11 protein-coding genes are annotated in these 11728 nt (G+C 44.0%); 5 read left to right on the forward strand and 6 right to left on the reverse strand.

The annotated features are described in order from the left end of the window. Positions 1-66 precede the first annotated feature (66 nt). The 5 genes from HQ865_RS17340 to miaA all read left to right on the forward strand — a co-directional run bounded on the left by HQ865_RS17340 (position 67) and on the right by miaA (position 5267). Positions 67-1197, forward strand: a complete 1131-nt coding sequence (locus HQ865_RS17340) for a glycosyltransferase family 4 protein (RefSeq protein WP_173416116.1) — start codon at positions 67-69, stop codon at positions 1195-1197. 82 nt (positions 1198-1279) lie between these two features. After that, on the forward strand, positions 1280-1846 hold the full coding sequence (locus HQ865_RS17345; RefSeq protein ID WP_173416117.1) for an L-threonylcarbamoyladenylate synthase: 567 nt from the start codon (positions 1280-1282) through the stop codon (positions 1844-1846). Between the two features lie 347 nt (positions 1847-2193). Then, positions 2194-3606, forward strand: a complete 1413-nt coding sequence (locus tag HQ865_RS17350) for a CCA tRNA nucleotidyltransferase (RefSeq protein ID WP_173416118.1) — start codon at positions 2194-2196, stop codon at positions 3604-3606. Positions 3607-3650: 44 nt separating this feature from the next. Beyond that, positions 3651-4307, forward strand: a complete 657-nt coding sequence (locus tag HQ865_RS17355; RefSeq protein ID WP_173416119.1) for an IS1096 element passenger TnpR family protein — start codon at positions 3651-3653, stop codon at positions 4305-4307. A gap of 48 nt (positions 4308-4355) precedes the next feature. Next, positions 4356-5267 carry a tRNA (adenosine(37)-N6)-dimethylallyltransferase MiaA gene (miaA, locus tag HQ865_RS17360; RefSeq protein WP_173416120.1) on the forward strand — a complete coding sequence of 304 codons (912 nt, stop codon included), beginning with the start codon at positions 4356-4358 and terminating at the stop codon, positions 5265-5267. An 83-nt stretch (positions 5268-5350) separates the two neighbouring features. On the opposite strand, the gene fcl is transcribed toward miaA, so the two are convergent. From fcl to HQ865_RS17390, 6 genes are read right to left on the reverse strand one after another with little or no spacing between them, the layout of a single operon-like run. Further along, complete coding sequence (gene fcl, locus HQ865_RS17365; protein ID WP_173416121.1) at positions 5351-6277, reverse strand: GDP-L-fucose synthase; 927 nt, start codon at positions 6275-6277, stop codon at positions 5351-5353. Between the two features lie 8 nt (positions 6278-6285). Further along, entirely contained in the window at positions 6286-7425 is a 1140-nt protein-coding gene (gene gmd, locus HQ865_RS17370; RefSeq protein WP_173416122.1) for a GDP-mannose 4,6-dehydratase, read from the reverse strand. Positions 7426-7460: 35 nt separating this feature from the next. Next, positions 7461-8318, reverse strand: a complete 858-nt coding sequence (rfbA, locus tag HQ865_RS17375) for a glucose-1-phosphate thymidylyltransferase RfbA (RefSeq protein ID WP_173416123.1) — start codon at positions 8316-8318, stop codon at positions 7461-7463. Then, positions 8315-9172: a dTDP-4-dehydrorhamnose reductase gene (rfbD, locus tag HQ865_RS17380; protein WP_173416124.1), complete on the reverse strand. Its 858-nt coding sequence runs from the start codon at positions 9170-9172 to the stop codon at positions 8315-8317. Before rfbD ends, rfbA begins: the two co-directional genes overlap by 4 nt. Positions 9173-9205: 33 nt before the next feature. Beyond that, positions 9206-10258, reverse strand: coding sequence for a dTDP-glucose 4,6-dehydratase (gene rfbB, locus HQ865_RS17385; protein ID WP_173417835.1), 1053 nt, complete (start codon positions 10256-10258; stop codon positions 9206-9208). A 25-nt stretch (positions 10259-10283) separates the two neighbouring features. Then, positions 10284-11726 (reverse strand): capsule assembly Wzi family protein, encoded by a 1443-nt coding sequence (locus HQ865_RS17390; RefSeq protein WP_173416125.1) that lies wholly within the window; start codon positions 11724-11726, stop codon positions 10284-10286. Positions 11727-11728: the final 2 nt, after the last annotated feature.

Consider the following 11728-nt stretch of genomic DNA (forward strand, 5'->3'; position numbering starts at 1 on the left):
GCATTAATGAGCTCCCGTTGGTCGGTTGCCTTCGTACCTCGCAATGACGTTTTTAAGATAATTTATATGCGAATTGGATACGATGCCAAACGATTCTTTCTTAACTCCACTGGTCTGGGTAATTACAGCCGCTGGTTGGTGCAGTCGCTTGCGTCTTATTATCCCGATAATACTTATCTGCTGTATACACCCAAGGTTGAAAACAGCAGCCGTGTCAGCTTTATAAATTCGCATAAAAATATCCAAACCATATTACCCAAGCGCAAGGCATTGGCATCGTGGTGGCGCACAAAAGGCATTGTAAAATACCTTAGCCGCGATGGGGTGCAATTATATCATGGCCTTAGTCACGAGCTCCCTTACGGCATCACCAAAACCGGTATAAAAACCATACTTACCGTACACGATCTGATATTCATGCGCTTCCCGCAATATTTTGGGATGGTAAGCCGCAATATCTATTTAGCTAAATTAAAATACGCCTGCCGCATTGCCGATAGCATCATCGCCATCAGCGAACGTACCAAAGCCGATCTGATGGAGTTGCTTCACGTACCATCGCACAAAATCAACGTGGTTTACCAGGGCTGTGATGCCGCTTTCAAAGCAGTTTGCCCCCCCGAACAAAAAAAGGCCGTACTGAAGAAATTCAATATTACCACACCTTTTGTACTAAGCGTGGGCACTATCGAGGAACGTAAAAACCTGTTGCTCCTTATCAAAGCCATGTCCCGCGTTGAGGGAAATGTACAGTTGGTAGTTGTGGGCAGGCAAACCGCCTATGCCGAAGAGGTAAAACAAGCCATACACCGTTACCGCCTTACCGATAGAATGGTATTTTTAGATAAGGTTGATTTTGCCGATCTGCCCGCGCTTTACCAGGCAGCGTCGGTATTTGTATATCCATCGCGCTACGAGGGGTTTGGGATACCCGTATTAGAGGCTTTAAACTCGGGCACACCGGTTATAGCGGCAACGGGATCGTGCCTGGAGGAAGCAGGCGGGCCGGATAGTTTGTATAGCAGTCCGGATGACGACGAGGATTTGGCCATTAAAATAAACCTGGTGCTGAACTACGATGGCCTGCGCGAAAAAATGATTGCCAAAGGGCACGAATATTCCCGTAATTTTGACGACGACAAACTGGCCGCGCAACTGATGGCCGTATATACACCCCTCCTAAATCCTCCCCGATAGGGAGGACTTAAGAACAAGGGATAAAACATACAATAATAAAATTCAATAAGCCCTCACCTTTGGGGAGGGTTGGGAGGGATTTATGCTTAAAGACGAAGTAGCCAAAGCACTGAAAGTAATACAGGACGGAGGAATTATCCTTTATCCTACCGATACCATTTGGGGTATTGGCTGCGATGCCACTAATACCGAAGCCGTAAAAAAAATATACGCCCTCAAACAGCGCGACGAAGCAAAAAGCATGATCATTTTGCTTGATGTAGATAACAAACTGCAAAGCTACGTAAGCGAAGTACCCGATATTGCTTACGATTTGATAGAATTTGCCGAAAATCCGCTTACCCTGGTGATGCCCGGCGCTAAGAATATCTCACCAGCTTTAATTGCCGAAGACGGCAGCGTAGGTATCCGCGTGGCCAAGCACGATTTTTGCCAGCAGCTTATCCAGCGCCTGCGCAAGCCATTGGTATCTACATCGGCCAATACCAGCGGGCAGCCATCGCCCAAAAACTTCGGGCAGGTATCGGCCGAAATTATTGAGGGGGTTGATTACGTAGTTGACCTGGAACAGCACGATATGGGCGAAAAACGCCCCTCAACCATTATGCGCCTGGAAGCCGATGGGCGTTTCGAGTTTCTGCGCAGGTAAAATATTGGGCTAAAGCCATCTCTTTTCAACTGCGGTCCGTCCCCTAAAGGCGACGGCAATGAATTGATCATTTCTAAACGCAATAACAAAACATTCATTACCTGCATTAATTTAATGCCGTTGGCTAAAGCCAACCCATAATTTTAAAGAGAACGACAATGAATTGATCATTTCTAAACCCAATTATAAAACATTCATTATCAACGCCCATTCATTGCCGTTGGCTTTAGCCAACGGACAAGGCAAAGAAGTGAAATGGCTTTAGCCGAACTAAAAACAAGGATAAGCCCCGATTTTGATTAAATTTGCAACAATTGCAAAGTTCTCCTGTTGCAAACACCATAAGTATGAAACAACACCTCCAACACCCTGTATTTAAAGTCATAGCCCAAACGGCTGATGAGTTAAATGTGCAGGCTTATGCCATTGGGGGTTTTGTGCGCGATATTTTTTTGCAGCGCCCGTCTAAGGATATCGATATCGTGGTGCTGGGCAATGGCATCGCTTTTGCTGAGAAGGTGGCCGAGCAGTTGAAGGTAAAGGTGGCCGTATTTAAAAACTTCGGCACCGCTATGCTGAAGTATAAGGATATGGAAGTGGAGTTTGTGGGCGCCCGAAAGGAATCGTACCGGTCGGATTCACGAAAGCCGATTGTAGAGAACGGTACTTTAGAAGATGATCAGAAACGCCGGGATTTTACCATTAACGCGCTGGCTATTGCCCTACACGCCAGCCGATTTGGAGAGTTGATAGACCCATTTGGCGGTGTTACCCACCTGGAAGAAAAGCTGATAAAAACCCCGCTGGATCCGGCCGAGACATTTTCGGATGATCCGCTGCGAATGATGCGGGCTGTACGCTTTGCTTCGCAACTGAAATTCAGGATAAGCTACGACGCGATTGAGGCTATTAAAAACAACAAGGAGCGCATCCGCATTGTATCGCAGGAGCGTATTACCGACGAGTTGAACAAGATCATCCTTTCGCCAAAGCCGTCTATCGGCTTTAATTATCTGTTCGATACCGGCCTGCTGCACCTCATCTTCCCGCAAATGACCGACCTTTACGGGGTAGATATCATCGACGGCAAAGGCCATAAGGATAATTTTTACCATACCCTGCAGGTACTGGATAATATTTGCACCACAACAACCGATCTGTGGCTACGCTGGGCTGCCATATTACACGATATCGCAAAACCGGCTACCAAGCGCTTTGAAGCGGGCCACGGCTGGACATTTCATGGCCACGAAGACCGCGGCGCGCGCATGGTGCCTAAAATATTCGCCCAGCTAAAGCTACCGCTTAACGAGCATATGAAGTTTGTGCAAAAACTGGTGCAGCTACACCTGCGCCCCATTGTGCTGGCCCAGGATATCATTACCGATTCGGCAGTGCGGCGCCTGCTTTTTGAGGCCGGCGAGGACACCGAGGCGCTGATGTTGCTCTGTAAAGCCGACATCACCACCAAAAATGAATACAAAATAAAACGCTACCGCAACAACTTTGAACTGGTAATTCAAAAATTAAAGGATGTGGAGGAGCGCGACCGCGTACGCAACTGGCAGCCCCCGGTTTCGGGTACGGATATTATGGAATTATTCGGCATTACAGCGGGCCGCGAAGTGGGCATTATCAAAAACCAGATACGCGAAGCCATACTGGAGGGCGATATTCCAAACACCCGCGAAGCAGCTTTAGCCTTTACAATTGCCAGGGGACAGGAAATTGGCTTAAAAGTTGTGGCAAAAACAAATTGAAATTAAAATCTTATTTTTGACCAAAAAAATCTACCAGACACACAATGGCACTATACAGGTTCAGGGTATCTTTTGAGGACTATGATGATGTGATGCGCGAGATAGACATCAAATCAAACCAAACGTTTGAGGCATTGCACCGTGCTATACACCAAAGCACCGGCTACGATGCGGAAAAACCATCCTCTTTTTATATCAGTAACGATCAGTGGACAAAAGGCGAAGAGATCACCTTCCTGCCCAATCAAAAACGTATTGACAGGGGCATTTCGCTGATGGAAAAGGTAAAACTGAGCAGTTTTATTGACGACCCGCATCAGAAATTTTATTATACCTATAATTTCGATCGCCCTTACGATTTTCATGTAGAACTGATGAAGATCATTTTAGATGAAGATCCTAAAGTAACTTACCCCGCCATTGTTAAAAGCGTGGGCGAGGCCCCAAAGCAGTTTATCAACACATTTACACCTACTGCGGCACCATCGGCAAACGAAGATTTCGATTTCCTTAACGAGATGGAGTTTGAGCCGGAGGATGCCGAAGATTTTTCGGAAGTGACTGATACCGGCGAGGAGGAGGAAGAGGATAACAACCACGGCATGGGCGATGACGATGATGATGAAATGGACGAATTTTCGGACAACGAGCACATGGAAGACGAAGACCATGGACGCGGCGGCCGTCATGACGATTATTAATATTAGCTAATGGTTCATGGATCATAGTTCATAGTAAAAGCTATTGCCATGAACAGTACTAAAACACTTATAGTTATTGCCGGCCCTACGGCAAGCGGAAAAACAGCGGCGGGCATTACACTTGCCCGCCGTTTGCATACCGATATCATTTCGGCCGATTCAAGGCAATTTTTCAGTGAGATGGCTATCGGCACGGCCAAGCCAACACCGGATGAACTGGCGCAGGCTAAGCACCATTTTATCGATTCGCACAGCGTTACCGACAATTACAATGTTGGCGATTTTGAGCGTGATGGCTTGGCCTTGCTTGATGAACTTTTTAAAACGCACAACCAGGTAGTAATGGTGGGCGGATCCGGCCTCTACGTTAAAGCTATTTGCGAAGGTTTCGACGAATTTCCTGAAGTATTGCCCGAAGTTCAGCAAAAGGTCAGGGCCGGGTTTGAAGAAAAGGGCCTGGCCTGGCTACAGCAAAAACTACAGCAGGCAGATCCGCTATATTATCAGCAGGTTGATCTGAATAACCCGCAAAGGTTATTGCGCGCAATGGAGGTAATTGAAAGCAGCGGGCAGCCGTTCTCATCCTTTCGCAAAGCCGGCGTGCGTAAGCGGCCTTTTAATATCCTGAAGGTTGGGTTGGAATGGCCGCGCGAGCAACTCTATAACCGCATCAACCAGCGGGTAGATATGATGATTGCCGATGGACTTATAGACGAGGTAAAAGCACTATTCCCCTATCGCCATTTAAACGCCCTGCAAACCGTGGGTTATACCGAAATTATTGATTACCTGGATGGCAAAACCGGTCTGCCCACAGCTATTGAACTTATTAAGCGCAATACCCGCCACTTTGCCAAACGGCAGATGACCTGGTTTAACCGGGATAAGGAAATGAATTGGGTAGCGCCGGAAGAGGTGGAAAATTTTGTAATAGAAAAAATACGTCATCCTGAGCGATAGCGAAGGATCCCAAACTATGCATATTGCTCTGCTAATCGGAGATCCTTCGCTATCGCTCTGGATGACGGAGTGAGTGGAGAATATTAATACCTGCTTAAAAAGTCCTGGTAAGCAAGGGCAATGCCTTCTTCCAGTTCAATTTTATGTTTCCAGCCCTGGCTGTGTAATTTAGATACATCCATCAACTTGCGTGGTGTACCATCAGGCTTTGAGGTATCAAATTTGATCTCGCCTTCGTAACCCACTACTTTACTAATTAATGTGGCCAAATCCTTAATGGTCAGGTCTTCGCCCGTACCGATATTTACCAGGCCTTCTTCATCGTAGTTTTGCATCAGGTAGTAGCAGGCTTCGGCAAGGTCGTCGGCAAATAAAAATTCGCGCATTGGCGATCCAGTTCCCCAGATAGTAACATCTGGCGCATTGGCTACCTTAGCTTCGTGAAAGCGGCGAATTAATGCCGGCAGCACGTGCGAGTTTTGCGGGTGATAATTATCGTTATAACCATACAGGTTTGTAGGCATTACCGATATGTAGTTGCAGCTGTACTGCGCACGGTAAGCATCGCACATTTTAATACCGGCAATTTTGGCAATGGCGTAAGGCTCGTTAGTAGGCTCAAGCGTGCCGGTAAGCAGGTATTCTTCTTTTAATGGCTGCGGGGCCATTTTAGGATAGATACAGCTGGATCCCAAAAACATCAGTTTTTTAACCCCGTTTAAATACGAGCTATGGATGATGTTGTTTTGAATTTGCAGGTTATCGTACAAAAATTCGGCACGATAGGTATTGTTAGCCACAATACCACCTACTTTGGCAGCAGCCAAAAACACATAATCGGGTTTTTCGGCTGCGAAAAAGTCGGCAACTTGTTGCTGGTTACGCAAATCTAACTCTGATGATAAGCGGGTGATGATATTGGTATAACCCTCGGCGGTTAGCTTGCGATGAATGGCCGAGCCAACCATGCCACGGTGGCCGGCAATATAAATCTTAGCGTTTTTTTCCATAGTGAAGATTAATCGAACTGGTTAGTAACAAGATAACCTGATTCTTTTAACAGTTTTTCTCTTTTCACCAAATCAATATCGGCAGCAACCATCTCTTGCACTAAACCTTGCAGATCGTATTTTGGCTCCCAGCCTAATTTGGTTTTAGATTTGGTAGGGTCGCCAATTAACAGATCAACCTCTGTAGGGCGATAGTACTTTGGATCGACACGCACTACCACTTTACCAATCTCAAGCTGATAGGCAGGGTTATTACATTTAGCAACTTTTGCGATCTCATTCTCTTCGGTTCCTTCAAATGTAAGTTCGATACCCACCTCGGCAAAAGAAAGGCGAACAAAATCCCTTACGTAAGTAGTAACACCCATGGCCAGTACGTAATCTTCGGGCTTATCTTGTTGCAATATGCGCCACATGGCCTCTACATAATCTTTTGCATGTCCCCAATCGCGTTGCGCATTAAGGTTGCCAAGGTAAAGGCAATCTTGTTTCCCTAAAGCTATAGCTGCAGTAGCCATTGTAATCTTACGGGTTACGAAGGTTTCACCCCTTCGTGGCGATTCGTGGTTAAACAAAACACCATTACATGCAAACATGTTATAAGCTTCGCGATAGTTTTTTGTGATCCAAAAACCGTATATCTTAGCTACGCCATAAGGTGAACGAGGGTAAAATGGTGAATTTTCATCATAAAAACCTTTCTCGTTCTTATTTTCGGGAAGGCCGCCATATAGTTCAGACGTAGATGCCTGGTAAATTCTTGTTTTCTTTTCAAGTCCCAATATCCTTACAGCCTCTAATATCCGCAATGTACCAATACCATCCACATTCGCTACATATTCAGGCGAATCGAACGATACTTTTACATGGCTCATAGCGCCCAGGTTATATATCTCATCGGGCTGAACTTCCTGTATGATCCTTATAATGTTCATAGAATCGGTCAGATCACCGTAATGAAGCCTAAAATTAATATGCCCTTCATGAAGGTCTTGATACAAATGGTCGATACGCTTTGTATTAAAAGAAGATGCCCGCCTTTTAACGCCGTGCACTTCATATCCTTTTTCCAGCAAAAGTTCCGCTAAATAAGATCCGTCCTGACCGGTTATCCCCGTTACTAATGCTACTTTTTTTGCTGATGACATAAAAATGTTATTTTTCTTAAGTAATTTATTCCGATCTAAACCAATTTTAACAAATACTGGCCATACCCGCTTTTAATATACTTATTGGCTATGGTAGCTAATTGCTTCTTATTGATAAATCCTTGCTTATAGGCAATTTCTTCTATACAGCCTATTTTAGTGTCCTGGCGTTTTTCTATCACCCGTACAAATTCGGTGGCATCACTTAATGAATCGAAAGTACCGGTATCCAGCCAGGCTGTACCCCTGTCCATTACGCCTACATGCAAATTCCCCTGTTCAAGATAATGCTTGTTTACATCCGTAATTTCAAACTCACCGCGGGGCGATGGGGCAATATTTTTAGCGATCTCTACAACCGAATTATCATAAAAATACAAGCCTGGAACTGCATAGTTTGATTTTGGCTGAAGGGGTTTTTCTTCAATTGATACGGCTTTGAAGTTGTTATCAAATTCAACAACACCGTATCTTTCCGGATCGGCTACTTTATAGGCAAATATTGCCGCACCGTCAACATCATTAAAACTGCTGATCAATTCGCCAAAGCCCGTTCCGTAAAAAATATTATCGCCTAAAATTAAGGCCACTTTATCATCTCCTACAAATTTTTCGCCGATTACAAAGGCCTGGGCTAAACCATTGGGCACTTCCTGTATAGCATATTCAAAGCGGCAACCCAATTCTTTGCCATCACCCAGTAAACGTATAAAACCGGCGTTATCCTCGGGTGTGGTAATAATTAATATTTCACTTATTCCGGCCATCATCAATACCGATAACGGATAATAGATCATTGGCTTATCATAAATAGGCATTAATTGCTTACTTATTGCTTTGGTGATTGGATACAACCGTGTACCTGAACCACCGGCTAAGATTATTCCTTTCATGGTTTTAATATGTTAATGCATTTGGCTAAACTATCTCTCCAATATGGGATAGTTATACCGAAGGTGTTTTTAATTTTTGCTTTATTCATTACAGAAAATGCAGGTCTGGTGGCTGCTGTTGGATATTCGGCGGTAGTAATGGGGTATAAATTTACCGATGTATCCGACAGATCGAATATTGCTTTTGCAAAATCATACCATGATGTTACGCCTTCGTTACTATAATGATAAATGCCGTATTCCTGTTTGCCCGACTGGATAATATGCATGATGGTTTCCGCTAAATCTACTGCATAAGTAGGTGTACCTATCTGGTCCGCAATTACTTTTAATTGATCGCGTTCGGCTCCTAATTTCAGCATAGTTTTTACAAAATTGTTCCCATATTCTGAATAAAGCCAGCTGGTGCGCAAAATATAATATTTGCTGATAGTGTCTGCAATATCCTGTTCGCCCTCTAATTTAGTAAGCCCATATATGCTGATGGGTTTCGCTTCATCGGTTTCAGACAAAAGATGTGGCACCTTACCATCAAACACAAAATCTGTTGATACGTGAATAAGTGTAGCATTGTAGGTTTGGCAAAGCACGGCCAGGTTGGCAGCACCATCTTTGTTTACTTTGCGGGCTATATCAATATCGGTTTCGGCTTTATCTACAGCAGTATAAGCTGCACAGTTAATGCAAAAATCGGGCTGATATTCGTCAAACAGTTTTTTTAAACTATTTGTATCTAAAATATTAGCCACTGTTTCATCCGGGAAATAAACATTAGCAACCTGATTATTGCTTACAACCAGTTTTAAGCATTGGCCTAATTGCCCTGATGCACCAAATACCAAAGTTTTACTCATATGTATGTCTGCTAAATTTTATATGGAACACTATTATCTGTTAGTGTATTGATCATTATAATATTGTTGATAATGGCCTGATGTTACGTCGTCCAGCCATTCCTGGTTTTGCAGGTACCAGTCAACTGTTTTCTCCAGGCCCTCCTCAAAGGTAATGCTTGGCACCCAGCCCAGTTCGTTTTTTAGTTTGGTGGCATCAATAGCATAACGCAGGTCGTGCCCGGCGCGGTCGGTTACAAAAGTGATCAGTTTTTCCGATTCGCCTGCTGCCCTGCCCAGCTTACTATCCATGATCTGGCATAACAGCCTGATCAGGTCGATATTTTTCCACTCGTTATGGCCGCCAATATTATAGGTAGTACCCGATTTGGCTTTGTGGAATATCACCTCAATAGCCCGGGCATGGTCTTCTACCCACAGCCAATCGCGAATGTTCTCGCCTTTACCATAAACCGGGATAGGCTTACTTTGCTTGATATTGTGAATAGCAAGCGGTATCAGTTTCTCGGGAAAGTGATACGAGCCATAATTGTTTGAGCAATTGGATATCACAGCGTTTAAACCGTAAGTATCCTGGTAAGCGCGTACAAAATGATCTGAACTGGCTTTTGACGCCGAGTATGGCGAATGCGGATCGTAAGCGGTCTCTTCGGTAAACATACCGTCTTCGCCCAGTGTACCATAAACCTCATCGGTAGATACATGGTAAAAACGGGTAATGTCGTAGCGGCCTTTCCAATACTTTTTGGCCGCATTAAGCAGGTTTACCGTACCGATAACGTTTGCCATCACAAACTCCAATGGGTTGGTGATCGACCTGTCCACATGCGATTCCGCAGCCAGGTGAACTACTGCATCAGGCTGGTGGGTGGCAAAAAGGCGGTCGATAAAATCGGCATCAACAATGTCGCCTTTTACAAACTCGTAGTTGGGCGCATGTTCAATATCACGCAAATTAGCCAGGTTACCCGCATAGGTTAATTTATCCAGGTTAACAATATGATACTCGGGGTGCTGCGTTACAAAACGACGCACTACATGCGAGCCAATAAAGCCAGCGCCTCCGGTAATAATGATTTTTTTGATATCCATTTTAGTGTAATGGGTTTTGTTAAAACGTTTTTTTTAATTTAAGCTGTAAACCCAATGTATTATAGTATATGCCACCTTTATCATACCCTATCGCAACTGCGCCTGAAAGGCCATTATAAAAATCTTTACCAGCCTCTATATAGCCCGAAAATTGATCTACCCGACTAAATATACCATACATTGGCGGCTCAAATTTGGGCGGGACGGAATGTCCTTCAATTGCAGTACCATAGGTGCCAAAGTTTTGGGTATACGTTAACTTCATAGTTAATTGTACACGGTTAACAGATCCTTGTATTGCTCCATGAAAGCCAAGTATCCGGTTATTGATAATATGATCGTTCGGGTCGTTTATTAAACCATCGCGTGTATATTTTCTATCATTAAATAATGGGGTGCCCATATTCAATCCCTGGTACGACCATCCGTTTCTAAATTCATAATCGTTGTAATAATCTTCATCGCCCGATGGCGCCGTTGTGCCCAAGTGCCCTGCCTGGTTTCTGCTTGAAATAAACTCAATGAGTATTTTATGCCAGTTAATATGATCAAAGCCTTCATCTTTATTAGTAAAGCTTACACCATTAATGCCATCGGCTAAGTTTGCAAGATGGCCGATGGCGCCTATATCATATATAAACTGATGATATACCAGCATATTCACATCATCAAATTCATAAGTAGCACCTGCATCAACCGAACCAATGTGATTACCCACCTTACCGCCAAATTGCTGATCGTATAGGTTATTGTTATAATCGCGATAGGTTTTCCCAAATATCGCGTAAATGGCTGCACTGAAAGGTGATAGTTTATATCCCGGCCCGAAAATTGTTTTCTCGTTGCCAAACATTACATTATGGTTTATACCACCAAATAACTTTAGCCTCCAGTCAGGATGCCCTAGCCTAAAATAGAGCTGGCTTTGCTGAAAATACTGGGGCGCGTTTTTAACGTAAGCATAGGGAGAAAAAATCTCCTGATTACCAAAAAAACCATAAGAAAAGCTTCCCTTTACCGAGAATAACCTGTTGAAAATTGGCAATATATAATATTCAGGAATAGCTATCTCTATTTTAGGGATACCTAAAGCGTTGCCAGAAAATGAAAAAGAACCTGAAGACAAGGTTGTATCTACAATTCCGGTGATATCCTTTGTACGGCCGGCAGTAACTTCAAAAATACTCCCCTTAGCCTTTACATAACCTTCAATAAGTGTAAAGTATGCCTGGTTGCCGACATTGCCCCTCACTTGTACACCGGCGCTCCAGTCGATCAGGCTTGATGAAGTTTCATCATAAATTTTGTAGGCACTGCCAATAATGCTTGTAGATGGGCCGGACAATGGTACGCTGCCAAATTGATTCGCTCTGAACCATAATGGCAGTTTGCCGGGTTGTGTCAGTATAGTTTGCGATTCAACGCTGAATTGCATCAGCGATGATTGAGCTTTTACTTTCACTT

This window comes from Mucilaginibacter mali, from assembly GCF_013283875.1.
GTDB lineage: Bacteria > Bacteroidota > Bacteroidia > Sphingobacteriales > Sphingobacteriaceae > Mucilaginibacter > Mucilaginibacter mali.

Excerpts from the sequence above, each read along its gene's own strand:
- miaA (WP_173416120.1), top strand. The coding sequence starts at position 4,356 with ATGAACAGTACTAAAACACTTATAGTTATTGCCGGCCCTACGGCAAGC.
- HQ865_RS17355 (WP_173416119.1), top strand. The coding sequence starts at position 3,651 with ATGGCACTATACAGGTTCAGGGTATCTTTTGAGGACTATGATGATGTG.
- rfbA (WP_173416123.1), bottom strand. The coding sequence starts at position 8,318 with ATGAAAGGAATAATCTTAGCCGGTGGTTCAGGTACACGGTTGTATCCA.
- HQ865_RS17350 (WP_173416118.1), top strand. The coding sequence starts at position 2,194 with ATGAAACAACACCTCCAACACCCTGTATTTAAAGTCATAGCCCAAACG.
- HQ865_RS17345 (WP_173416117.1), top strand. The coding sequence starts at position 1,280 with ATGCTTAAAGACGAAGTAGCCAAAGCACTGAAAGTAATACAGGACGGA.
- rfbD (WP_173416124.1), bottom strand. The coding sequence starts at position 9,172 with ATGAGTAAAACTTTGGTATTTGGTGCATCAGGGCAATTAGGCCAATGC.
- gmd (WP_173416122.1), bottom strand. The coding sequence starts at position 7,425 with ATGTCATCAGCAAAAAAAGTAGCATTAGTAACGGGGATAACCGGTCAG.
- HQ865_RS17340 (WP_173416116.1), top strand. The coding sequence starts at position 67 with ATGCGAATTGGATACGATGCCAAACGATTCTTTCTTAACTCCACTGGT.
- fcl (WP_173416121.1), bottom strand. The coding sequence starts at position 6,277 with ATGGAAAAAAACGCTAAGATTTATATTGCCGGCCACCGTGGCATGGTT.